20 protein-coding genes are annotated in these 23,603 nt (G+C 49.0%); 14 read left to right on the forward strand and 6 right to left on the reverse strand.

What is annotated here, in order from left to right:
• Positions 1 to 60: 60 nt before the first annotated feature.
• The 3 genes from K9N75_RS00680 (at position 61) to ilvA (ending at position 4,577) form a co-directional block, all read left to right on the forward strand.
• Positions 61 to 993: a branched-chain amino acid transaminase gene (locus K9N75_RS00680; protein ID WP_004089240.1), complete on the forward strand. Its 933-nt coding sequence runs from the start codon at positions 61 to 63 to the stop codon at positions 991 to 993.
• 171 nt (positions 994 to 1,164) lie between these two features.
• Complete coding sequence (gene ilvD / locus K9N75_RS00685; protein WP_224452125.1) at positions 1,165 to 3,015, forward strand: dihydroxy-acid dehydratase; 1,851 nt, start codon at positions 1,165 to 1,167, stop codon at positions 3,013 to 3,015.
• 2 nt (positions 3,016 to 3,017) lie between these two features.
• The gene (gene ilvA / locus K9N75_RS00690) at positions 3,018 to 4,577 is read left to right on the forward strand and encodes a threonine ammonia-lyase, biosynthetic (RefSeq protein ID WP_008815822.1); all 1,560 of its coding nucleotides are present in this window, start codon (positions 3,018 to 3,020) and stop codon (positions 4,575 to 4,577) included.
• A 20-nt stretch (positions 4,578 to 4,597) separates the two neighbouring features.
• Here ilvA and ilvY read toward each other — a convergent pair whose 3' ends face one another.
• Positions 4,598 to 5,479: an HTH-type transcriptional activator IlvY gene (ilvY, locus tag K9N75_RS00695; RefSeq protein ID WP_008815823.1), complete on the reverse strand. Its 882-nt coding sequence runs from the start codon at positions 5,477 to 5,479 to the stop codon at positions 4,598 to 4,600.
• A gap of 211 nt (positions 5,480 to 5,690) precedes the next feature.
• On the opposite strand from ilvY, the gene ilvC reads away from it, so the two are divergent.
• Positions 5,691 to 7,172 carry a ketol-acid reductoisomerase gene (gene ilvC / locus K9N75_RS00700; RefSeq protein ID WP_008815824.1) on the forward strand — a complete coding sequence of 494 codons (1,482 nt, stop codon included), beginning with the start codon at positions 5,691 to 5,693 and terminating at the stop codon, positions 7,170 to 7,172.
• 55 nt (positions 7,173 to 7,227) lie between these two features.
• Here ilvC and ppiC read toward each other — a convergent pair whose 3' ends face one another.
• Genes ppiC through K9N75_RS00715 form a run of 3 tightly spaced genes read right to left on the reverse strand, consistent with a single transcriptional unit; the run spans position 7,228 to position 8,920 of the window.
• Positions 7,228 to 7,509, reverse strand: coding sequence for a peptidylprolyl isomerase PpiC (gene ppiC / locus K9N75_RS00705; RefSeq protein ID WP_224452126.1), 282 nt, complete (start codon positions 7,507 to 7,509; stop codon positions 7,228 to 7,230).
• Between the two features lie 47 nt (positions 7,510 to 7,556).
• Positions 7,557 to 7,937, reverse strand: coding sequence for a RidA family protein (locus K9N75_RS00710; protein WP_061059348.1), 381 nt, complete (start codon positions 7,935 to 7,937; stop codon positions 7,557 to 7,559).
• Positions 7,934 to 8,920 carry a threo-3-hydroxy-L-aspartate ammonia-lyase gene (locus K9N75_RS00715; protein WP_166712852.1) on the reverse strand — a complete coding sequence of 329 codons (987 nt, stop codon included), beginning with the start codon at positions 8,918 to 8,920 and terminating at the stop codon, positions 7,934 to 7,936. The genes K9N75_RS00710 and K9N75_RS00715 overlap by 4 nt, the downstream gene beginning before the upstream one ends.
• An 80-nt stretch (positions 8,921 to 9,000) precedes the next feature.
• Here K9N75_RS00715 and K9N75_RS00720 point away from each other — a divergent pair, with 80 nt between their 5' ends.
• Both K9N75_RS00720 and rep read left to right on the forward strand, forming a co-directional pair.
• Complete coding sequence (locus K9N75_RS00720; RefSeq protein WP_004089248.1) at positions 9,001 to 9,672, forward strand: helix-turn-helix transcriptional regulator; 672 nt, start codon at positions 9,001 to 9,003, stop codon at positions 9,670 to 9,672.
• An 82-nt stretch (positions 9,673 to 9,754) separates the two neighbouring features.
• Positions 9,755 to 11,779, forward strand: a complete 2,025-nt coding sequence (rep, locus tag K9N75_RS00725) for a DNA helicase Rep (protein WP_008815827.1) — start codon at positions 9,755 to 9,757, stop codon at positions 11,777 to 11,779.
• A gap of 79 nt (positions 11,780 to 11,858) precedes the next feature.
• Here the strand turns inward: rep and gppA are convergent, their stop codons facing one another.
• Positions 11,859 to 13,352 (reverse strand): guanosine-5'-triphosphate,3'-diphosphate diphosphatase, encoded by a 1,494-nt coding sequence (gppA, locus tag K9N75_RS00730; RefSeq protein ID WP_224452127.1) that lies wholly within the window; start codon positions 13,350 to 13,352, stop codon positions 11,859 to 11,861.
• Positions 13,353 to 13,358: 6 nt separating this feature from the next.
• Complete coding sequence (gene rhlB, locus K9N75_RS00735) at positions 13,359 to 14,648, reverse strand: ATP-dependent RNA helicase RhlB (protein ID WP_004089253.1); 1,290 nt, start codon at positions 14,646 to 14,648, stop codon at positions 13,359 to 13,361.
• A gap of 168 nt (positions 14,649 to 14,816) precedes the next feature.
• Here rhlB and trxA point away from each other — a divergent pair, with 168 nt between their 5' ends.
• The 8 genes from trxA (at position 14,817) to rffC (ending at position 23,599) form a co-directional block, all read left to right on the forward strand.
• On the forward strand, positions 14,817 to 15,143 hold the full coding sequence (gene trxA / locus K9N75_RS00740; protein ID WP_004089255.1) for a thioredoxin TrxA: 327 nt from the start codon (positions 14,817 to 14,819) through the stop codon (positions 15,141 to 15,143).
• A gap of 436 nt (positions 15,144 to 15,579) precedes the next feature.
• Positions 15,580 to 16,839 carry a transcription termination factor Rho gene (rho, locus tag K9N75_RS00745; protein WP_008815829.1) on the forward strand — a complete coding sequence of 420 codons (1,260 nt, stop codon included), beginning with the start codon at positions 15,580 to 15,582 and terminating at the stop codon, positions 16,837 to 16,839.
• Positions 16,840 to 17,121: 282 nt separating this feature from the next.
• On the forward strand, positions 17,122 to 18,216 hold the full coding sequence (gene wecA / locus K9N75_RS00750) for a UDP-N-acetylglucosamine--undecaprenyl-phosphate N-acetylglucosaminephosphotransferase (RefSeq protein WP_039189843.1): 1,095 nt from the start codon (positions 17,122 to 17,124) through the stop codon (positions 18,214 to 18,216).
• 12 nt (positions 18,217 to 18,228) lie between these two features.
• Positions 18,229 to 19,278: an ECA polysaccharide chain length modulation protein gene (gene wzzE / locus K9N75_RS00755; RefSeq protein ID WP_008815831.1), complete on the forward strand. Its 1,050-nt coding sequence runs from the start codon at positions 18,229 to 18,231 to the stop codon at positions 19,276 to 19,278.
• Positions 19,279 to 19,363: 85 nt separating this feature from the next.
• Complete coding sequence (gene wecB / locus K9N75_RS00760) at positions 19,364 to 20,494, forward strand: non-hydrolyzing UDP-N-acetylglucosamine 2-epimerase (RefSeq protein ID WP_008815832.1); 1,131 nt, start codon at positions 19,364 to 19,366, stop codon at positions 20,492 to 20,494.
• A complete protein-coding gene (wecC, locus tag K9N75_RS00765) occupies positions 20,491 to 21,753 on the forward strand; it encodes a UDP-N-acetyl-D-mannosamine dehydrogenase (protein ID WP_008815833.1) in 1,263 nt (420 codons plus the stop codon). Before wecB ends, wecC begins: the two co-directional genes overlap by 4 nt.
• Positions 21,744 to 22,814, forward strand: coding sequence for a dTDP-glucose 4,6-dehydratase (gene rffG / locus K9N75_RS00770; protein WP_193764686.1), 1,071 nt, complete (start codon positions 21,744 to 21,746; stop codon positions 22,812 to 22,814). Before wecC ends, rffG begins: the two co-directional genes overlap by 10 nt.
• A 56-nt stretch (positions 22,815 to 22,870) precedes the next feature.
• Positions 22,871 to 23,599: a dTDP-4-amino-4,6-dideoxy-D-galactose acyltransferase gene (gene rffC, locus K9N75_RS00775; protein WP_130974504.1), complete on the forward strand. Its 729-nt coding sequence runs from the start codon at positions 22,871 to 22,873 to the stop codon at positions 23,597 to 23,599.
• Positions 23,600 to 23,603 lie beyond the last annotated feature (4 nt).

Here is a 23,603-nt window from a genome sequence, read left to right on the forward strand (position 1 = left end):
CGTTTGTTACAAGATTAATAACATTAATTACGCGCATGAGACGCGACAAGGAAAAGAAGAATGACCACTAAGAAAGCTGATTATATTTGGTTCAATGGCGAGATGGTTCCATGGGCAGAAGCTAAAGTACACGTAATGTCTCATGCGCTGCATTATGGCACTTCCGTATTTGAAGGGGTGCGCTGCTACGATACCAACAATGGCCCTGCAGTTTTCCGTCACCGTGAGCATATGCAGCGCCTGCGCGACTCCGCCAAGATCTATCGCATGCCAGTTTCCTACAGCGTTGATGAACTGATGGAGGCCTGCCGTGAAACTCTGCGCAAAAATAACCTGACCAGTGCTTACATCCGTCCATTGGTATTTGTCGGCGATGTTGGCATGGGCGTTAACCCGCCTGAAGGTTACAAAACAGATGTCATCATTGCCGCATTCCCTTGGGGAGCATATCTGGGCGCAGACGCACTGGATCAGGGTATTGATGCTCAGGTTTCTTCTTGGAATCGTGCAGCACCAAACACCATTCCAACCGCGGCAAAAGCCGGTGGTAACTACCTTTCCTCTTTGCTGGTTGGTTCTGAGGCTCGACGTCATGGCTATCAGGAAGGTATCGCACTGGATGTGCATGGCTATGTATCAGAAGGCGCGGGCGAAAACCTGTTTATGGTGAAAGATGGCATTATTTTCACCCCGCCGTTCACCTCTGCGGCGCTGCCGGGGATCACGCGTGATGCCATTATCAAACTGGCAAAAAATGCTGGTTTTGAAATTCGTGAGCAGGTTATGTCGCGTGAATCACTGTATCTGGCAGACGAAGTCTTTATGTCAGGCACCGCGGCAGAAATTACCCCAGTACGCAGCGTAGACGGTATTCAGGTGGGTATTGGTCGCTGCGGTCCTGTGACGAAACAGATTCAGGAAGCTTTCTTTGGTCTGTTTACTGGCAAGACCGAAGATCAGTGGGGCTGGTTGGATTTAGTTAACGCTAAGTAATTGAAGTGACAGACAGGTTATTCATCAAAATATAACCCCGAAATACATCGGGTTGCAGGCAACCAATGCACGTGCAGCGTGAAGTATGAAAGGGATAAGACGGGCGGTTCGTTCCCGCCCGCATAAATAGATAAAAGCCTGAGCACAGGCTTACGCTGGAGTGAATTAAGCATGCCAAAGTATCGTTCTGCAACAACCACACATGGCCGTAATATGGCGGGCGCTCGTGCATTATGGCGAGCAACAGGAATGACCGACGCAGATTTTGGTAAGCCGATTATTGCTGTGGTTAACTCATTTACCCAGTTCGTGCCTGGTCATGTCCATCTGCGCGATCTGGGTAAACTGGTTGCAGAGCAGATCGAGGCCTCAGGTGGCGTAGCCAAAGAGTTTAATACGATTGCGGTTGATGACGGTATCGCTATGGGGCATGGCGGTATGCTGTATTCCCTCCCTTCCCGCGAGTTGATTGCCGACTCCGTGGAATACATGGTTAACGCACATTGTGCTGATGCCATGGTATGTATTTCCAACTGCGACAAAATCACCCCAGGGATGTTGATGGCGTCACTGCGCTTGAACATTCCAGTGATCTTTGTGTCGGGCGGGCCGATGGAAGCGGGTAAAACCAAGCTATCCGATCAAATCATCAAGCTGGATCTGGTTGATGCGATGATTCAGGGCGCCAATCCAAACGTATCGGATGCGGATAGTGAACAAATTGAGCGCTCAGCGTGCCCTACCTGCGGCTCATGTTCCGGTATGTTCACCGCTAACTCCATGAACTGTTTAACTGAAGCGCTGGGTTTATCTCAACCAGGAAATGGTTCATTGCTGGCCACCCACGTTGACCGCAAAGATCTGTTCCTGAATGCGGGCAAACGCATTGTCGAACTGACTAAACGCTATTACGAGCAGGACGATGAACGCGTGTTGCCACGCAATATCGCTAACAAAGCGGCGTTTGAAAACGCGATGACGTTGGATATCGCCATGGGCGGCTCAACTAATACCGTTCTGCATCTGTTGGCTTCGGCACAGGAAGGCGAAGTTGATTTCACCATGACGGACATCGATCGTCTGTCACGTAAGGTTCCTCATCTGTGTAAAGTCGCGCCAAGCACCCAGAAATACCATATGGAAGACGTACATCGCGCAGGCGGCGTGATGGGGATCTTGGGTGAACTGGATCGTGCTGGGCTGCTAAATCGCGAAGTGAATAACGTTCTGGGCATGACCTTATCTGAAACGTTAGCGGCCTACGACGTGATGGTCACAGAAGATGAAAGTGTCAAAAAGATGTATACCGCTGGCCCAGCGGGTATCCGTACAACAAAAGCATTCTCGCAAGAGTGCCGCTGGGATTCCCTGGATACTGACCGCCAAGAAGGCTGTATCCGAACCCGCGAGTTTGCCTATAGCCAAGACGGTGGTTTGGCCGTGCTGTATGGCAATATCGCTGAAGATGGCTGTATTGTGAAAACCGCCGGTGTGGAAAAAGAGAGCCTGATTTTCCGTGGCCCAGCGAAAGTGTATGAAAGCCAAGATGCGGCAGTAGACGCTATTCTGGGGGGGAAAGTTGTCGCGGGTGACGTTGTTGTTATCCGGTACGAGGGGCCAAAAGGCGGCCCTGGCATGCAAGAAATGCTGTATCCGACGACCTATCTGAAATCGATGGGGTTAGGTAAAAGCTGTGCGTTGATCACCGATGGTCGCTTCTCTGGTGGTACATCTGGTCTGTCAATTGGGCATGTTTCTCCTGAAGCGGCGAGCGGCGGCATCATTGCCCTAGTACAAGACGGCGACATGATTGATATCAATATTCCACAGCGTGGCATCAAGTTAGACATTTCGGAAAGTGAACTGGCCAATCGCCGGGAAGAAGAGCTGGCGAGAGGTGATGCGGCATGGACACCTAAAGCGCGTGAGCGTCAGGTATCCTTTGCTTTGCGTGCTTATGCCATGCTGGCAACTAGCGCAGACCGCGGTGCGGTACGCGATAAATCGAAGCTGGGAGGTTAACCATGACTTCCTCTGCTAAGGCGCAAAAAGAAGTGCTTCCAGAGCAGCCCTGTGGAGCTGAATATCTGCGTGCGGTGTTACGAGCTCCAGTGTATGAGGTTGCTCAGGTAACCCCGCTGCAGACCATGACTAAGCTATCCGAACGAATTGGCAATACGGTTTTAGTCAAACGCGAAGATCGTCAGCCAGTGCACAGCTTTAAATTGCGTGGGGCCTACGCGATGATCGCCGGTCTTAACGAAGAGCAAAAATCTCACGGTGTGGTAACGGCCTCCGCAGGCAACCATGCTCAGGGAGTCGCGCTTTCCGCCTCACGTTTAGGCATTAAATCCACCATTGTGATGCCGGTATCTACCGCTGATATTAAAGTAGATGCGGTGCGTGGCTTTGGCGGTGAAGCCGTGCTGTACGGTGCAAATTTTGATGAAGCCAAAGCCTACGCGATTGAATTAGCCAAGAGCAAAAATCTGACGTTTGTTCCTCCTTTCGATCACCCGGCGGTTATCGCGGGCCAAGGCACTTTGGCTATGGAGTTGTTACAACAGGATGCTCATCTGGATCGCGTGTTTGTTCCCGTTGGTGGCGGTGGCTTAGCCGCTGGTGTCGCGGTGTTGATCAAACAGCTGATGCCGCAGATTAAGGTGATCGGCGTTGAAGCCGAGGACTCGGCCTGTTTACGCGCGGCGTTGGATGCGGGGCATCCGGTAGATTTAGCCCGTGTTGGCTTATTTGCTGAAGGTGTGGCGGTGAAACGCATCGGTGATGAAACCTTCCGCCTTTGCCGCGAATACCTAGACGATGTGATCACCGTCGATAGCGATGCGATCTGTGCGGCAGTGAAAGATCTGTTCGAAGATGTGCGAGCTGTGGCGGAACCTTCTGGTGCATTGGCGCTAGCGGGTTTGAAGAAATACGTTCAGCAGCATCAGATACAGGGAGAGCGATTGGCGCATGTACTTTCGGGAGCCAACCTTAATTTCCATGGCTTGCGCTATGTTTCTGAGCGCTGTGAGCTTGGCGAACAACGCGAAGCGCTATTAGCTGTGACTATTCCAGAGCAGCAGGGCAGCTTCCTCAAATTTTGCCAATTGTTAGGTGGCCGTTCGGTCACTGAGTTTAACTATCGCTATGCCGATGCTGATAGTGCCTGCATTTTCGTTGGTGTACGTCTAACGCGCGGAGTGGCGGAGCGACAAGAGATTTTAGCACTGTTGCAGAATGGCGGTTATCAGGTAGTCGATCTTTCTGACGATGAAATGGCGAAGCTGCATGTGCGTTATATGGTCGGGGGACGTCCATCTAAACCACTACAGGAGCGACTTTACAGCTTTGAGTTCCCTGAGTCGCCAGGTGCGTTGCTGAAGTTTTTAAGTACGCTGGGCACCCATTGGAATATATCGTTATTCCATTATCGCAGTCATGGCACCGATTTTGGCCGCGTTCTAGCTGCGTTTGAACGTGCAGATAGCGATCCAAACTTTGAATCGCGGCTGCATGAACTTGGCTATGAGTGTCATGATGAAACGGATAATCCGGCTTTCCGTTTCTTCTTGAAGGGCTGATTTGAAGAGGGTGCTGGTGGCTATAACAGCTGCCAGAATGCATGAATCAACGGCTCTTCCAACCGTTTTTTCTGCACACAAACGCCCAATTCGAAAGGAGCAACCATCGAGACATGCTCAAGTTCGGTGATACGAGCACGAATTGACTCAGGGCTGTTATTCAGCACCACATCGGGTAACAGGGCGATGCCGCAGCCGAGCGCGACCATCGACACAATCGCTTCATGGCCGGAAACCGTGGCGTAGATTTGCGGGTTACTGATTTTTTGCCGACGGAACCACAGATCGATTCGCTGACGCGAAGGCCCATGCTGCGGCAGGATAAAGGGAATCTGTGACCAGTCAGGCTGCTCTGCAAGCGCTAAAGAGCGAATGTGGCACGGTAGCGCAGGGGCAATCAGACGCAGCGGGATCTCACCAATCTTGGTGAATTCAATGCTGGTGGGCAGTGTTTCTGGGCGACCAGCGATGCCGAGGTCGGCTTCGTCCGACTGAATCTTGCTGACGGCATCGGCGGCGTCACCGGTGGTGAGCTTGATCTCGACCAACGGATGCAGAGCACGAAAGCGATCAAGCACTGACGGCAGGTGGCTATAGGCCGCAGTCACCGAGCAGAACAGACGTAGTTCTCCAGTGAGTGCTGGCCCAGTCTGTCCGAGTGCATTGCGCAACTGTTGGTATTGCAGCAGCGTTTGTTGAGCAAAGATTTTGAACTGTTCACCGGCGCTGGTTAGCCGAACATCTCGGTTATCACGCAAGAACAGCGGCTGGCCGAGTTCTTCTTCGAGCCGTTGGATCTGTCGTGAGAGCGTTGATGGGCTAACGTGCACGGCATGCGCGGTGCGGCCAAAGTGGCGCGATTCGGCTAGGTGGATAAATAATTTTAAATCTCGAAGATCCATGGGTGATTTCCGCTCATTACATTGCAAAAACTGCAATGACATCTTCGTAATATATCAATTTAAGCAATACAAATCCTGTCATATGATGGGTTCATTCTCCTTGACGAGAACCTCCCCGACAGACAGGCGGGGAAGTGAAAAATAATTAACTTGCAGACGTCGCCTTTAGAGCGAAAACACAACGTCCAACAACAAAACAATGGAGCACACGATGGCTAACTATTTCAACACATTGAACCTGCGTCAGCAGTTGGCGCAACTGGGTAAGTGTCGCTTTATGGGGCGCGAAGAATTTGCAGATGAAGCGGGTTACCTGAAAGGTAAAAAAGTGGTGATTGTTGGCTGTGGTGCGCAAGGGCTGAACCAAGGCCTGAATATGCGCGACTCCGGTTTGGATGTGTCCTACGCGTTGCGTGCAGAGGCGATTGCTGAGAAGCGCGCCTCATGGCGTAAAGCGACCGAAAACGGTTTTAAAGTCGGTACCTACGAAGATCTGATCCCACAGGCAGATCTGGTGGTTAACTTGACTCCAGACAAACAGCATTCGGCGGTGGTAAAAGCCGTACAGCCGCTGATGAAAGATGGCGCAGCGCTGGGTTACTCGCACGGTTTCAACATTGTTGAAGTGGGTGAGCAAATTCGTAAGGACATTACCGTAGTAATGGTTGCGCCGAAGTGTCCGGGTACTGAAGTACGTGAAGAGTATAAGCGTGGCTTTGGTGTACCGACGCTGATTGCGGTTCATCCTGAAAACGATCCTAAGGGTGAAGGTATGGCGATTGCTAAAGCCTGGGCCGCAGCCACTGGAGGCCATCGTGCGGGGGTTCTGGAGTCTTCTTTCGTTGCAGAAGTTAAATCTGACCTGATGGGTGAACAAACTATTCTGTGTGGCATGCTGCAAGCAGGTTCTTTGCTGTGCTTTGACAAGCTGGTGGCGGACGGTACCGACCCTGCTTATGCAGAAAAATTGGTGCAGTTTGGTTGGGAAACCATTACTGAAGCGTTGAAGCAGGGGGGAATTACCCTGATGATGGATCGTTTGTCGAATCCGGCCAAACTGCGTGCTTATGCATTATCTGAACAGTTGAAAGGCATTATGGCTCCGCTGTTCCAAAAGCATATGGATGACATCATTTCTGGCGCATTCTCAAGCGGAATGATGGCTGACTGGGCTGAAGATGACATCAAATTGCTGACTTGGCGCGAAGAGACCGGCAAAACAGCATTTGAAACTGCGCCACAGTTCGAAGGCAAAATTGCGGAGCAGGATTACTTCGACCAAGGCGTTCTGATGATTGCTATGGTTAAAGCAGGCGTCGAACTGGCATTCGAAACGATGGTAGCCTCTGGCATCATTGAAGAGTCAGCATATTACGAATCTCTGCATGAGCTGCCGCTGATTGCAAACACCATTGCCCGTAAACGTCTGTATGAAATGAACGTGGTTATCTCTGATACCGCAGAATACGGTAACTATCTGTTTGCGAATGCGGCAGTGCCATTGCTGAAAGAGAAGTTTATGTCTTCACTGCAAACTGGCGATTTAGGCAAAGCCGCTAGCACAGCGACTGCGGTTGATAACGCTCAGTTGCGCGACGTGAACGAAGCGATTCGCAATCATCCAATTGAAGCCGTTGGTCATAAGCTGCGTGGCTATATGAAAGATATGAAGCGGATCGCCGTGGCGGGTTAATTCGCGAAAACATGAAAAAGGCGCCGAGGCGCCTTTTTTATTGCTTCAATTTTTACTAGTTGCGATAAAGCACTTTGATAATGTGATAACCGAACTGTGTATGCAGCGGACCATAAGGTTCCAGCAGTGGGCAAGAGAACACGACTTTATCGAAAGCAGGTACCATTGTGCCTTGCTTGAATTCACCTAAGTGACCACCTTTACGGCCAGATGGGCAGATAGAGTGTTTCTTGGCCAGCTTCTCAAAATCACCGCCATTTTTTAGCTGTTCGAGAAGATCCAGCGCCTGTTTTTCTTCCTTTACAAGGATATGCAATGCTGCCGCGTTTTTTGCCATCGAGGATACTCCAGATGAAGGCATTAGAGAGATTTTCTCTAGTGTACTCAGCTAAGGGTTATTTCTGCAATGGCACTGACTTCGAGCAGTGCTCCATAATGTAGGGCTGAGCAAGGTACCACGGTACGGGCAGGTCGATGATCTCCCATCCACTCGGCATACAGCCGATTGAGTTCTGGCCACAGGGCGACATCACAAAGATAGATCTGCACATTGATCAAATGGCACTTATCAATATTTTCAGTAGCTAGCAAGGCGTCAATATTGCTAAAAACGACATGCGCCTGCTCGGCTAAATCGCCTCGCGGTTGCGGGTTGTCGAGCGAAATTGGTAACTGACCAGAAATATAGAGATGGTTACCCGAAAGCACCGCGGGGGAATAGTGCCCTCCGGGGGCTGGTAACTTATCTGAATGGATTATTTTCATGATAGACTCTGGCCGCGTTTAATAAAGTCACCATAGGACTCTGCGTCTACGTTGCCGCCGCTAACGATGATTCCCACACGTGCTCCGCGGATATCAATGTTTCCACTCATCGCTGCTGCAGCGGCTAAGCACCCAGTGGGTTCAACCACCATTTTCATTCGTTCCATGAAGAAACGCATCTGATTGCAGAGTTGCTGATCGCTGACGGTAAGAATATCTTCGACAAAGTTCCGAATAATTGGGAAGGTTAGTTCACCAACGCATTGGGTTTGTGCGCCATCGGCGATAGTATCGGGAACAGGGATGCTAACGCGCTCTCCGCTGCGCAAAGATTGCTGAACGTCGTTACCGGCTTCTGGCTCAACGCCAAATACACGACAGTCTGGAGCTAAATGGTTAGCCGCGATGGCGCAACCAGAAAGTAATCCACCGCCGCCAGTACAGACAAATAAGAAATCAAGCTCACCAACCTCTTCGAATAACTCCAGAGCTGAGGTGCCTTGGCCTGCAATCACGTGCGGATGGTTGTACGGAGGTATGATGCTTAAGCCGCGTTTAGCCGCCAGATCGGCAGCGATCGCTTCTCGATCTTCTTTTTGGCGATTGTAAATAATGACTTCGGCCCCATAACCGCGTGTTGCTGCTAGTTTGGCCGCAGGAGCATCGTGTGGCATCACTATAGTCACCGGCACTTCTAATTCTCGTGCCGCTAGCGCCATCGCCTGCGCATGATTGCCGGAAGAGAAAGCGACGACCCCACGCTTCTTTTGTTCCTGTGTTAAATGGCTTATTGCGTTATAAGCCCCGCGAAACTTAAATGCTCCAACTCGCTGGTAGTTTTCACATTTGAAAAACAGATTTGCGCCAGTGATAGCGTTCGCTTGGGTGGAGGTGAGAACTGGGGTGCGGTGTGCCGCACCTTGAAGGTTTTTTGCCGCTTCTCTTACATCATCTGCACTAACTGCCATCGTTAACAGGGGCATGATTTTCTCCTCGGGGTGCAATTTTCTTTGTCATTTTGTATAATTTTATACGATCAGTAAAACAAAAAGGAAAGCGCTATATGAAAAATAATGAAAGCTCCACTGCAGAAGTGTTGAGCGAAAACCAGCTATTGCTGCGTGAAGGCGCTAAAATTGCTAAAGCGTTGGGAGAAATGTTTGCGCCTACCTGTGAAGTGGTACTGCACGATCTGACTAACCCGATGCATTCTATCGTGGCGATAGAGCAGCCATTGTCTGGCCGAAAGATTGGCGACCCCTCAACCGAGATGGGATTGGCTCGCATTCGAGATCCGCACTATCCTGATGTGGTGCAAAATTACGCCAATCGATTTCCTGATGGGCGCCCAGCAAAAAGCACTTCCATCGGCTTACGCAACAGTCAGGGCGAGTTTGTTGCCGCGTTATGCCTGAATATGGATGTTTCTTTGCTGGATTCCGTTCAGCGTGTGCTTTCTCAGCTTACCTCTGTGGATAGCGAGCATGCTCCTACTCAGGAAAGTTTACGCAGTAGTTTCGGGTCTAAGGATGTGAAACGCGCGATTGAAGATTATGCTGCGGCAATGTCGAGTCAGCCGCGTGCGCTATCGGCTCCACAACGAAAAGTATTGATCCGTCATCTGGCAACCTCCGGTTTGTTGCAACTGCGTGGGGCGGCAAAAATTGTCGCGGATGAACTGGGGATTTCACGTGCTTCGGTATATAACGCATTGAAGGTAGAACCCACGCGCTGAGTTTATTTTCGCTGCTTGGTTTCTGCTACAATTCGCCTCCGTCTTGTTCTTTTGTCGCAATCATATTCAGGTTAAGTCATTCATGCGTTTAAATCCCGGTCAGCAGCAGGCTGTTGAATTTGTTACTGGTCCTTGTTTAGTTCTGGCTGGGGCCGGCTCAGGCAAAACCCGTGTTATTACAAACAAAATTGCGCATCTGATCCGTGAATGTGGCTATCAGGCTCGCCATATTGCCGCGGTGACTTTTACTAATAAAGCTGCCCGTGAAATGAAAGAGCGCGTAGCGCAGACTCTGGGCCGAAAAGAAGCGCGTGGCCTGATGATTTCCACCTTCCATACCTTGGGATTAGAGATCATCAAACGAGAATATAAAGCGTTGGGAATGAAGGCGAATTTCTCATTGTTTGACGATCAGGATCAGCTGGCATTGCTAACGGATCTGACCGAACAATGGCTAGAGAAAGATAAGGATCTGCTCAAGCAACTGATTTCGACGATCTCAAACTGGAAGAACGATCTTATCGATCCCCAGCAGGCGGCGACGCATGCATTTTCTGAGCGCGACAAGATATTTGTGCATTGCTATCAGCTGTATGACGCTCAGCTAAAAGCCTGCAACGTGCTTGATTTCGATGACCTAATCCTGTTGCCAACGCTGTTGCTGCGTAGCAATGAAGAGGTGCGTGAACGTTGGCAGCAGCGCATTCGCTATTTGCTGGTGGATGAATATCAAGATACCAACACGAGTCAGTATGAATTGGTAAAACTGTTGGTAGGCAATCGAGCACGATTTACCGTCGTGGGCGATGACGATCAGTCGATTTATTCGTGGCGTGGTGCGCGTCCGCAGAATCTGGTATTGCTGAAAGAGGACTTCCCTGCTTTGCAGGTGATTAAACTGGAGCAGAATTATCGCTCTTCGCAGCGCATTCTGAAGTCAGCTAACATTCTCATTGCCAACAATCCGCACGTATTTGAAAAACGACTGTTCTCTGAATTAGGGTATGGTGAAGAGCTAAAAATCATTACGGCAAATAATGAAGATCACGAAGCGGAACGCGTCGTGGGGGAGCTCATCGCTCATCACTTTATCAATAAAACCTCCTATAGTGACTATGCGATTTTGTATCGCGGGAACCATCAGTCTCGCGTATTTGAAAAAATGCTAATGCAAAACCGCATTCCGTATCGTATATCCGGGGGGACTTCATTCTTCTCGCGCCCAGAAATTAAAGATTTATTGGCCTATCTGCGTGTTCTGACCAACCCAGACGACGACAGCGCTTTTCTGCGCATTGTTAATACGCCGCGGCGTGAGATCGGCCCTGCGACGCTGCAAAAATTGGGTGAATGGGCCAATCATCGAGGCATTAGCTTGTTCCGTGCCAGCTTTGATTTTGGTCTTAGCCAAACGCTGACCGGACGGGGGTTAGAATCTCTGCAGCGTTTTACGCACTGGATGCAGGAAGTTTCTGCGCTGTCAGAGCGTGAGCCAATAGCGGCGGTGCGAGATCTTATTCATGGCGTTGACTACGAGAGCTGGCTGTTTGAAACCTCGCCTAGCCCAAAAGCAGCCGAAATGCGCATGAAAAACGTCAATCAGCTGTTTAGCTGGATGACAGAAATGCTAGAAGGCAGTGATATTGATGAGCCAATGACGCTGACTCAGGTCGTCACACGTTTTACTCTGCGCGATATGATGGAGCGAGGCGAAAGTGAAGATGAGGCCGATCAGGTACAGTTAATGACGCTACATGCTTCTAAAGGGCTAGAGTTTCCGTATGTTTATCTTGTCGGCATGGAAGAAGGTTTACTGCCACATCAGAGCAGTATTGACGAAGATAACGTCGACGAAGAGCGGCGATTGGCCTATGTGGGAATAACCCGAGCACAAAAAGAGCTCGTGTTTACCCTATGCCGCGAGCGCCGCCAATACGGAGAATTAGTGCGTCCTGAGCCAAGTCGATTTCTATTAGAGCTACCCCAAGACGATCTGAATTGGGAGACGGAGCGTAAAGTGGTCAGCCCACAAGAGAGAATGCAAAAGGGTCAAGCAAACGTCGCGAATATTCGTGCGATGTTGGCGAAGGCAAAGGGCGGAAGCTAATTGTTATTGCGCGTATTTCATCGTTCATAATGAGAAAAGGCATCTGTTAGGATGCCTTTTTCATATCATTAAATCGGGCTTATTCGATTTCTTCTACCAACAGGGTCCAGTGTACATAGCTTTCCCACAGGCTTTCCTGATGTAGGTTTTCCGCGCGTAGCGGGTGTGCCTGTAGCCAACCCGCGGGTAGGACAACATGTAATTTGTCGCCTTCAGCTTTTAGATTCAGGAGTGGCATGGTGTCATCACGGCGGCGGCTAGCAAAGATAATCGCCAACCGTAGAATGCGGCACAAGCGATGTGCTATTTCTTGTGGAACCGCATTTTGTTGACTTAAAGCAGTCATATCTAGCATGCCGTTTTGATTTTGCAGCAAAGCAGCCAGTAGCTTCTTTTGTGCTGGGGTAAACCCAGGCAGATCTATGTTTCTAATCAGATAGGCGGCATGCTGCGTTGACTGTTTGAAGTCTACGCTTAGGCCAACTTCATGCAGCAAGCAGGCCCAGTGCAGTAGCTCAGCACTGCGGCTATCGATTTGCCAACTTTTGGATAATTGCAGAACAAAACTTTCGGCCAGCAGGCTGACACGCTCAGCTTGCTCGATATCGAGCTGATAGCGGCGCTGAATATTACGAATTGTCCGCGAGCGAATATCCTGCTCCACGGGAAGATCTAGCATGCCATACACCAGACCTTCGCGCAGAGCGCCGCCGGATAATGTCATGCTTTCGATCTCTAAGGTTTCGAAAATCGCAATCAGGATCGATAAGCCGCTCGGAAACACCAGCGCTCGCTCAAGAGTGAGCCCTGCAATTTCCAGCTCTTCGAGTTTGCCACACTGAATCGCGCGTTGGCGCATTTGCAGTAGTTTGTTCAGCGTGATGCGTTCATCCATCCCCTGAGCAACCATTATTTCCTGCAACGCTTGAACCGTGCCTGACGCCCCGACGCAGATCTGCCAGCCATGCTGTTTTAAGCTGTCGACCACGGGCAACAGCATCTCGCGCGCAGCCAGACCTGCACGATCGAAGTTTTCTTGGGTGAGATTACGATCGTTAAAATAGCGTTCAAGCCATGTCACACACCCCATTTGAAGGCTGTGTAGGACATCTGCCGTCGCGCCTGTCCCAGCCGCTAATTCGGTGCTACCGCCACCGATATCCACCACTAAACGTTGCGCCGAGCCACCTGTGGTATGTGCTACGCCTTGATAAATCAGGCGAGCTTCCTCTTCACCACTGATAACTTGGACTGGGCGGCCGAGAATTTCTTCAGCTTGAGTAATAAACTGCTGCGCATTTTTAGCAATGCGCAACGTCGCGGTTGCCACCACGCGGATTTGTTCGCGCGGAATATCCTGTAAGCGCTCAGAGAATAAGCGCAGGCATTGCCAACCGCGTTGCATGGCTTCGTCAGATAGTTGATTCTCGCTATCTAAACCCGCAGCTAAACGTACTTTGCGCTTAATACGGGCCAGTACCTGAATACTCCCCGCCACCTCACGCACAACCAGCATATGAAAGCTGTTAGAACCAAGATCAATAGCGGCATACAATGAGGCGGAGCTGCGCATAAATAATTAACTCGTACGTTTACGGCTTTGACGCATCGAACCGTTATTACGGCGCGGACCTGAACTACGGCGTTGGCCGTTGTTACTCCGAGGGCGAGTTAATCGCTTCGGTGCAGGTAAATCAGTGAGCAGCGCTTCGCTGTTGTACTTACTTACGGGGATTGAGTGCTCGATATAGGCCTCAATTGCCGGCAGATTGAGTACATATTCTTCACAAGCTAGTGTGATGGAATAGCCACTTTCACCTGCACGCCCAGTTCGGCCGATACGGTGAACGTAGTCTTCACAATCGTCAGGTAAGTCGTAGTTGAATACGTGAGTCACCAGTGGGATATGTAATCCACGGGCAGCGACGTCGGTTGCCACTAAGATATCCAGATTGCCTTTGGTGAAGTCATCCAGAATACGCAGACGTTTTTTCTGAGCCACATCGCCGGTCAGCAGGCCTACACGATGTCCGTCTGCGGCTAAATGGCCCCAGATATCTTCGCAGCGGTGCTTGGTATTGGCAAAAATAATGCAGCGATCTGGCCACTCTTCTTCGATCAGCGTCTGTAATAAACGCATTTTTTCTTCGTTAGAAGGGTAGAACAGCTCTTCTTTAATGCGATGACCCGTTTTTTGTTCTGGTTCCACTTCAATATATTCAGCGTTGTTCATATGTTCGAAGGCCAGTTCGCGTACACGATAAGATAATGTAGCGGAGAACATCATATTTAGGCGCTGATTGGTCGCAGGCATCCGACGGAATAGCCAGCGGATATCTTTAATAAAGCCTAAGTCGAACATGCGGTCGGCTTCATCAAGAACCACAACCTGAATACAGCCGAGGTCAATATGGCCTTGTTTAGCATAGTCGATCAAGCGACCCGTAGTGCCAATCAGAATATCAACACCACTTTCGAGCACTTTCAGCTGTTTATCGTAGCCATCGCCACCGTATGCCAAACCAAGTTTCAGACCTGTTTCGTGCGCAAGTGCCTCGGCATCAGAGTGAATTTGAACGGCTAATTCACGTGTCGGAGCCATAATCAGCGCTCTTGGCTGATTGGTTTTACGGTTCTCTGCGACAGGATGAGTGAGTAAATAATGGAAAGTTGACGCTAAAAAAGCCAGCGTCTTGCCGGTGCCTGTTTGTGCCTGACCTGCTACATCACGCCCATTCACTGTCAGGGGTAATGCGAGTGCCTGAATAGGCGTGCAGTTATGAAAGCCTTTAGATTCAAGGGCTTTGACCACCGTTGGGTGCAGGGCGAAGTCGGCGAACTTCTGTTCAGTTAAGTGTGTTTTGCTCATAGTGTCGTAGAATAACAGTTAACGCTATGTTCACGAAAGACGTTCACGAAAGTATTGCTTTACGAACGCGTATCCGTTGAAATAAAGTCAACCCTTTATTGGAAGATGATCGGTCTAGTAGGTTAAGATTATACCAATAAAGGCAGACTTAATCCTGTGGAGTAGAACATGAGCGATAAAATTGTTCACCTGAGTGACAACAGCTTCGATACCGATGTATTAAAAGCTGAAGGCCCGATTCTGGTTGATTTCTGGGCAGAATGGTGTGGTCCATGCAAGATGATTGCTCCGATTTTGGATGAAATCGCGACTGAATACGAAGGCAAGTTGACCATTGCTAAACTGAATATCGATGAAAACCCGGCGACTGCGCCGAAGTTTGGCATTCGCGGTATTCCAACCCTGCTGCTGTTTAAAAACGGCGCAGTGGCTGCGACTAAGGTCGGTGCTTTGTCCAAAACTCAATTGAAAGAGTTCTTGGACGCGAATCTGTAACCATCATATTTATGATGTTGTCTGGTGGTTAGTCGTTTTCTTGCGACTGACCGCTAGACGTCCGCGAATAAGCGTGTTAAGTTTAACCTCACTGCAATACAGTACTTACCTGTAGTTTGAATCATAAAGTTAGAATCTAAGTTTTATTCTGTTTTGAGACCTCTGTGTTTTAAACCCTAGTGTGACCTTCGAGAACTACTGCGGTCATCACAGTTGGGGCCAGCAAGCTAAAACATAGGTTTTAAACCGTAAGGCACCTTCATATCATCAATGAGTACACGCGAATTGGATCTGCAATCTTTTGGCATGGGTGCGATTTATCCGCGCTGTAATCCATACTGGGTGCTATGAAAGTCCACAAACAGGCATGGATGACCCCTGTCATACCATTCACAATACGTTCGAGATATACCCCGAGTTTAAAGAACCCACCATTATGAATCTTACCGAATTAAAGAATACGCCGGTCTCTGAGCTAATTACTCTCGGCGAAAACATGGGCCTAGAGAATCTGGCTCGTATGCGCAAACAGGACATTATTTTTGCAATCCTGAAACAACATGCAAAAAGCGGCGAAGATATCTTCGGTGATGGGGTGCTAGAAATATTGCAGGACGGATTTGGTTTCCTCCGTTCAGGCGATAGTTCCTACCTAGCAGGCCCTGATGATATCTATGTTTCTCCAAGCCAAATCCGCCGTTTCAACCTTCGCACTGGCGATACTATTTCCGGTAAAATCCGTCCTCCTAAAGAAGGTGAACGTTATTTTGCCCTGTTAAAAGTTAACGAAGTTAACTACGACAAACCAGAAAACGCCCGCAGTAAAATTCTGTTCGAAAACCTTACTCCTTTACATGCAAACTCTCGTCTTCGTATGGAACGCGGCAATGGTTCCACTGAAGATTTGACGGCTCGTGTCTTGGATTTGGCATCTCCGATCGGTCGTGGTCAACGTGGTCTGATCGTGGCGCCACCGAAAGCGGGTAAAACGATGCTGCTGCAAAACATTGCACAGAGCATCGCTTATAACCATCCTGACTGTACTTTGATGGTTCTTCTTATCGACGAACGTCCAGAAGAAGTTACCGAGATGCAGCGATTGGTGAAAGGTGAAGTTATTGCTTCTACCTTTGACGAACCAGCATCTCGCCACGTTCAGGTTGCTGAAATGGTTATCGAAAAAGCCAAACGTCTGGTTGAACATAAGAAAGACGTTATTATTCTTCTGGACTCTATCACCCGTTTGGCTCGTGCCTATAACACCGTTGTTCCAGCGTCAGGTAAAGTGTTGACCGGTGGTGTAGATGCTAACGCCCTGCATCGTCCAAAGCGCTTCTTCGGTGCTGCACGTAACGTGGAAGAGGGCGGTAGCCTGACAATCATTGCCACCGCATTAGTTGATACCGGTTCTAAAATGGATGAAGTCATCTATGAAGAATTTAAAGGTACCGGCAACATGGAACTGCATCTTTCCCGTAAAATTGCGGAAAAACGCGTGTTCCCTGCGATTGATTACAACCGTTCTGGTACTCGTAAAGAAGAGCTTTTGACCACGTCTGAAGAGCTGCAGAAAATGTGGATTCTGCGTAAGATTATTCATCCTATGGGTGAGATTGATGCCATGGAGTTCCTCATCAATAAGCTTGCGATGACAAAAACGAACGATGATTTCTTCGATATGATGAAACGTTCGTAATAGCCAGAAAACTCGGGGAAACGCCATGTTAGAGATAACATGGCGTTTTTCTCATTTAACGGATACGATTGTTGATTAAAATATAGGAGCGCGCATCGCATACTTTTCTAAATGAGGACTATTGTTTTAGCACAGACATTTTAAGTGCGAGGTTAACAATTGAGTCTATTTGGGATGTATTTAGCTTTTAGTGCGGTGTACTATCCATGGGATATAGGTTGTTATAGCGTTGTTTAGCAAACTAATTCTTTTGTTGGCAATAAGAACAGAGAGCAGTTAACCGTGAATTTACTCGATATGAGTATGAGTCTTCTCCTTATCTTCCTATTCTCATTTGCGTTCTTGTTTTTTGCTCGGAAAGTTGCAAAAAAAATAGGGCTAGTAGATAAGCCGAACTATCGTAAACGCCATCAAGGGTTGATACCTTTGGTCGGCGGTATTTCTGTTTACGCGGGTATTTGTTTTACTTTCCTCTTCTTCCAGCCGTATATACCCCATGCGAAGCTTTACCTGATTTGTGCAGGCATCTTAGTGCTGGTCGGTGCATTGGATGACCGATTTGATATCAGTGTGAAATTCCGAGCAACGGTACAGGCATTGATCGCCATTGCCATGATGGTTTACGGCGGCTTATATCTCATGACCTTGGGGCATGTGTTAGGCCCGTGGGAGCTAAATCTTGGGCCATTTGGCTATGTCGTCACTCTGTTTGCCGTTTGGGCCGCCATCAATGCGTTCAATATGGTGGATGGGATCGATGGCCTGCTGGGCGGGTTATCTTGTGTGACCTTTGCCGCCATGGGGATTTTGCTTTTTCAGGATCACCAAGGAGATTTAGCGCTGTGGTGTTTCGCCATTATTGCGGCAATCTTACCTTACATCGTGCTAAACCTTGGGATTTTGGGGCGCCGTTATAAAGTCTTTATGGGCGATGCGGGTAGTACCCTGATCGGTTTCACGGTGATTTGGATCCTGTTGCAGAGCACTCAGGGAAAATCACATCCGATGAATCCGGTGACGGCGCTTTGGATGATAGCGATCCCACTGATGGATATGATTGCCATCATGTATCGCAGATTGCGCAAAGGAATGAGCCCTTTCTCACCAGATCGCCAGCATATTCATCATTTGATTATGCGTGCCGGCTTTACCTCCCGTCAGGCTTTCGTTCTTATCACTGCCGCTGCGGCACTGTTGGCGGCAATTGGCGTATTAGGCGAAAGGTTACAATTTATGCCTGAATGGGGAATGTTGGCATTATTCTTGCTTGCATTTTTCATGTACGGATATTGTATAAAACGCGCGTGGCGTGTAGCCCGTTATATTAAGCGTATGAAGCGGCGACTCCGTAACGCGGCGCAGCGCAAAAAAGCTTAACCTGATGTAGTGATGGAAATTGAGACAATGTCGAACCAGAACGAAATGCCCGTTGAAAACGAGTTGGATATTCGCGGTTTGTGCCGCACCCTTTGGCAGGGCAAGGCTTGGATAATTGGTGTAGCTGCCGCTTTTGCTATCGTTGCGATACTTGTTTCTTTTCTGATGAAGCAGGAGTGGAGTGCTACCGCTATCACTGATAAGCCGACGGTAAATCTGTTGGGTGGTTATTATTCTCAGCAGCAGTTTTTACGCAATCTTGATCAACGAATTGGCGGTAACCAGACACTTGAGCCCAGTATTGCTGATGAAGCCTATAATGAGTTCATTATGCAATTAGCGGCGTATGATACTCGTCGCGATTTCTGGCTAAAGAGCAAATATTACCAAGAGCGCAAAGAGGGCGATGTTAAAGCTGATGCAGCCTTGCTAGATGAGATGGTGAATAACATTGTGTTCATTCCCCGCGATGATGCGAAAAAAACCAATGATAGCGTCAAATTAATCGCAGAGACGGCAGCAGATGCGAATACGTTGCTACGACAATATGTTGATTTTGCCAGTCAGCAAGCAGCTAGCCATTTGAATGAAGAGATTCAGGGCGCGTGGGCTGCTCGTACTATTTCTCTCAAAGCGCAGGTGAAACGCCAAGAAGAAGTGGCCTCCGCCATTTATCAGCGGGAGGTTAAGGGGCTTGAGCAAGGATTAAAGATCGCACAGCAGCAGGGTATTAGCAGTTCTCGCACTGATACTCCAGCAGAGCAACTGCCTGCAGCGGATTTGTTTATGTTAGGCCGCCCTATGCTGCAGGCTCGTTTAGAAGCACTTCAGGCATCAGGACCAAGCTACGATCTGGATTATGATCAAAATCGCGCGATGCTCAATACGCTCAATGTTGGACCAACATTGGATAGCAAATTCCAGACCTATCGTTATCTTCGCACACCGGAAGAACCGGTTAAACGCGATAGTCCACGCCGAGGCTTCATGCTCGTGATGTGGGGAGCTATCGGCGCTTTGGTCGGCGCTGGGGTGGCGTTAGTGAGACGAACTCGCCCGTAAGTTATCTGAATTCATCCTATTGGGCACCGGAAGGTGCCCAAACTACGGCTGATGGCCGTAATTTACTGATAAAAAGAGATCTACAGTGAAAGTATTGACTGTATTTGGAACCCGTCCTGAGGCCATTAAAATGGCTCCGCTGGTTCATGCTTTGGCAAAGGATAGTGCCTTTGAGGCGAAAGTCTGCGTAACAGCTCAGCATCGTGAGATGTTGGATCAGGTACTAAACTTATTTGAAATTACGCCTGATTATGACCTGAATATTATGAGACCTGGCCAGGGACTCAGTGAAATAACTTGTCGCATTCTGGAAGGTTTGAAGCCGGTATTGGAGGATTTCAAACCTGACGTAGTATTAGTTCACGGTGATACGACGACGACCATGGCTGCCAGCTTGGCTGCCTTTTATCAGCGTATTCCCGTCGGTCACGTTGAAGCGGGGCTGAGAACCGGGAATCTGTATTCTCCATGGCCGGAAGAGGCGAACCGAACATTGACCGGTCATATGGCTATGTTCCATTTTGCCCCGACGGAAACTTCAAAGCAGAACCTCATCAGAGAAGCCATCTCAGATACAAATATTTTTATCACAGGTAATACCGTCATTGATGCGTTGATTTGGGTTCGCGATCGTGTGTTGGGCAATGAAGAACTGAAAAAAAGTCTAGACCTTCGCTATCCGTTCCTAGATAAAACGAAAAAGCTGATTTTGGTTACGGGACATCGTCGAGAAAGTTTTGGAGGTGGTTTTGAGCGTATCTGTAGCGCCTTAGCTGAAATCGCCCGTTCTCATCCTGATGTACAGGTTGTATATCCTGTGCATCTGAACCCGAACGTGAGCGAACCTGTTAACCGTATTTTACGCGGCATCGATAACGTTATTCTCATTGAGCCTCAAGACTATCTGCCGTTTGTCTATCTCATGAATCACGCCTATATGATCCTAACGGACTCCGGTGGTATTCAGGAAGAAGCGCCTTCTCTCGGAAAACCGGTATTGGTTATGCGAGATACCACTGAACGTCCTGAAGCTGTTACGGCAGGGACAGTACGTTTAGTTGGAACAGATACTAAAAAGATATTGGAACAGGTCAGTCGGTTGCTAACGGATGATGAGGAATATCATGCGATGAGCCGAGCACATAACCCGTATGGCGACGGACATGCCTGCCAACGAATCCTTGAAGCATTAAAAAATCATCAGGTGACGTTATGAGTTTTGAAACTATCTCTGTTATTGGTCTGGGTTATATCGGTCTGCCAACTGCGGCTGCATTCTCCTCGCGCCAGAAAAAAGTGATTGGCGTGGATGTGAACCAACATGCTGTAGATACGATTAATCGCGGTGCAATCCATATTGTTGAGCCTGATCTTGATAAAGTGGTTAAACAGGCCGTTGACGGTGGTTTCCTGCGTGCAGTAACAACGCCTGAAGCCGCAGATGCATTTTTGATCGCAGTCCCAACCCCGTTTAAAGGCGATCATGAACCGGATATGGTTTATGTCGAGTCTGCAGCCAAATCGATAGCCCCCGTGCTGAAAAAAGGCGATCTGGTCATCCTCGAGTCTACATCCCCCGTGGGTGCGACAGAACAAATGGTGGCATGGCTGGCAGAATCTCGCCCAGATTTGAGTTTTCCGCATCAGGCCGGTGAATCTGCCGATGTGAATATTGCTTATTGCCCAGAGCGTGTCTTGCCGGGAAAAGTGATGGTTGAACTGATTCAAAATGATCGCGTGATCGGCGGGATGACGCCAAAATGTTCAGCCCGAGCTAGTGAGCTTTACAAGATTTTCCTCGAAGGCGAATGTGTGGTGACCAATTCCCGCACTGCCGAGATGTGTAAATTGACGGAAAACAGCTTCCGTGATGTCAACATTGCATTTGCTAACGAGCTTTCGCTGATTTGCGATACTCAAGGCATTAATGTATGGGAGCTGATCGCGTTGGCGAATCGCCATCCTCGAGTCAATATTTTACAGCCCGGTCCAGGCGTCGGTGGGCACTGTATCGCCGTCGACCCATGGTTTATCGTATCTCAGAATCCACAGCAAGCACGTTTGATCCATACCGCACGTCTGGTGAATGATGGCAAACCTATTTGGGTGGTTGACCGCGTTAAAGCCGCGGTTGCCGATTGCTTGTCCCAGTCTGGTAAGCGAGCTGCTGAGATTAAAATTGCCTGTTTCGGTTTAGCCTTTAAGCCTGATATTGACGATTTACGCGAAAGTCCTGCGATGGAAATCGCTCATATGATTGCTGAATGGCATGCGGGACAAACGTTGGTTGTTGAGCCGAATATTGAGCAGTTGCCGAAAAAGTTAATTGGTCACGCTGATTTGGTCACTACCGCAGACGCACTACGTCAGGCGGATGTGATTGTCATGCTGGTCGATCACAAGCAGTTTAAAGCGGTCCCAGCCGCGCAAGTGACTCAGTCCTATATTGTCGATACTAAAGGAGTATGGCAGTGAAGCGTATTCTTGTAACCGGCGGTGCTGGTTTTATTGGTTCCGCCGTGGTGCGCCATATTATTGCTGATACTAACAACAGCGTTGTGGTCGTGGATAAGCTGACCTATGCCGGCAATCTAGAGTCGTTGACTCCGGTTTCTGATAGCGATCGCTATGCATTTGAGCAAGTAGATATTTGCAATCGTACCGAACTCGATCGGGTATTTGCCCAATATCAGCCAGACTACGTGATGCACTTGGCTGCGGAAAGCCACGTTGATCGCTCTATTGATGGTCCTGCCGCTTTTATTGAAACTAACATCGTAGGCACCTATACGATCTTGGAAGCAGCTCGCCAATACTGGAATGGACTGGACGAGCAGCGTAAAAACGCTTTCCGTTTCCATCATATTTCCACCGATGAAGTATATGGCGATTTGCATGGCACTGACGATTTCTTCACTGAAACGACGCCATATGCCCCAAGCAGCCCATACTCTGCCTCTAAGGCATCCAGCGATCACTTGGTACGCGCTTGGCTGCGTACCTATGGTTTCCCAACCATTGTGACTAATTGCTCCAACAACTATGGCCCATACCATTTCCCAGAAAAGCTGATCCCGTTGATTATTCTCAACGCATTAGCAGGGAAGCCGTTGCCGGTGTATGGCAATGGCGCGCAGATCCGTGATTGGCTATACGTTGAAGATCATGCTCGAGCACTGTATCTGGTGGTGACTGAAGGTGTTATCGGTGAAACCTATAACATCGGTGGTCATAACGAGCGTAAGAATATTGACGTAGTGAAAACTGTTTGCACGCTTCTCGAGGAGCTGGTTCCGAGCAAACCAGATGGCGTTGAGCATTATGCCGATCTGATTACCTACGTAACGGACCGCCCTGGACATGACATGCGTTACGCGATTGATGCCGCCAAGATTGAACGCGAACTGGGATGGCGACCACAGGAAACCTTTGAAAGCGGTATCCGCAAAACGGTTGAGTGGTACCTAGCCAATGAGTCTTGGTGGAAACGCGTGCAAGATGGCTCTTATGCTGGTGAGCGTTTAGGATTGCAGTAATTCTGTTTTCTTTACGAGTAAAAAGACAAAAAGTCATCACCTAATGGATCTATTACATGTGCGTCCGCGCCAATATTGAGCCCTTAGCGTGGGAGAGTGAATATTTTCAGCTCCGTAGCGCAAAATTGGCTTTTTCATCGACGGCTCCACAACTAACAACGGCTGATCTTCAGCCGTTTGATATTGTGCAGGCTAAAATTCCTGCCAATCAATTGGTATTGGCGGATGACTTAGCGAACCTCGGTTTCAGGTTGGTTGAGGGGGAAATAGATTTATCGCTTTCCACCGGACTTGAACAGATTGGCACAAGAAATGCAAATAGCGCAGGGACGACTATTTTTGGCAGTCGTATTGCCGTGCTTGAGGATATCCCTTGGCTCAGAGCACAGGCTGCGCAGGCTTTTGCGCTTAGCCGTTTTCGAGCCCCTTGGTATCAAGCTGGCGACAGCGCTCGTTTTTATGCCGAGTGGGTGGAAAAAGCGGTTCTAGGAACCTTTGACCACCAATGCTTGCTGGTGCTCAATACGCAAATGAAGCCTGCTGGATTCGTTACGTTACGCGCTCTTGCTAATGGAGAGGCCAGAATCGGTCTACTTGCCGTTGCTCCAGAAGCGGCAGGCTTAGGGATTGGAAAACAGCTTATGCAGCTGGCACAGAATTGGTGTCGGGATAACAACCTTTCGTGTCTGCATGTTGCAACACAAACGGGAAACATTCCGGCTTTACGGCTTTATATTCGCAGCGGTGCCGTGATTGAAAGCTCGGCCTACTGGCTATACAGGTGAACAC

Origin of the sequence: Hafnia paralvei (assembly GCF_020150375.1) — a bacterium.
GTDB lineage: Bacteria > Pseudomonadota > Gammaproteobacteria > Enterobacterales > Enterobacteriaceae > Hafnia > Hafnia paralvei.

Coding starts and splice junctions, on each gene's coding strand:
- ppiC (WP_224452126.1), bottom strand. CDS start 7,509: ATGGCAAAAAACGCGGCAGCATTGCATATCCTTGTAAAGGAAGAAAAA.
- K9N75_RS00720 (WP_004089248.1), top strand. CDS start 9,001: ATGAAAAATAATGAAAGCTCCACTGCAGAAGTGTTGAGCGAAAACCAG.
- gppA (WP_224452127.1), bottom strand. CDS start 13,352: ATGCGCAGCTCCGCCTCATTGTATGCCGCTATTGATCTTGGTTCTAAC.
- trxA (WP_004089255.1), top strand. CDS start 14,817: ATGAGCGATAAAATTGTTCACCTGAGTGACAACAGCTTCGATACCGAT.
- rffG (WP_193764686.1), top strand. CDS start 21,744: ATGGCAGTGAAGCGTATTCTTGTAACCGGCGGTGCTGGTTTTATTGGT.
- wecC (WP_008815833.1), top strand. CDS start 20,491: ATGAGTTTTGAAACTATCTCTGTTATTGGTCTGGGTTATATCGGTCTG.
- ilvD (WP_224452125.1), top strand. CDS start 1,165: ATGCCAAAGTATCGTTCTGCAACAACCACACATGGCCGTAATATGGCG.
- rho (WP_008815829.1), top strand. CDS start 15,580: ATGAATCTTACCGAATTAAAGAATACGCCGGTCTCTGAGCTAATTACT.
- rhlB (WP_004089253.1), bottom strand. CDS start 14,648: ATGAGCAAAACACACTTAACTGAACAGAAGTTCGCCGACTTCGCCCTG.
- K9N75_RS00710 (WP_061059348.1), bottom strand. CDS start 7,937: ATGAAAATAATCCATTCAGATAAGTTACCAGCCCCCGGAGGGCACTAT.
- rffC (WP_130974504.1), top strand. CDS start 22,871: ATGTGCGTCCGCGCCAATATTGAGCCCTTAGCGTGGGAGAGTGAATAT.
- ilvY (WP_008815823.1), bottom strand. CDS start 5,479: ATGGATCTTCGAGATTTAAAATTATTTATCCACCTAGCCGAATCGCGC.
- rep (WP_008815827.1), top strand. CDS start 9,755: ATGCGTTTAAATCCCGGTCAGCAGCAGGCTGTTGAATTTGTTACTGGT.
- K9N75_RS00715 (WP_166712852.1), bottom strand. CDS start 8,920: ATGCCCCTGTTAACGATGGCAGTTAGTGCAGATGATGTAAGAGAAGCG.
- ilvC (WP_008815824.1), top strand. CDS start 5,691: ATGGCTAACTATTTCAACACATTGAACCTGCGTCAGCAGTTGGCGCAA.
- ilvA (WP_008815822.1), top strand. CDS start 3,018: ATGACTTCCTCTGCTAAGGCGCAAAAAGAAGTGCTTCCAGAGCAGCCC.
- wzzE (WP_008815831.1), top strand. CDS start 18,229: ATGGAAATTGAGACAATGTCGAACCAGAACGAAATGCCCGTTGAAAAC.
- K9N75_RS00680 (WP_004089240.1), top strand. CDS start 61: ATGACCACTAAGAAAGCTGATTATATTTGGTTCAATGGCGAGATGGTT.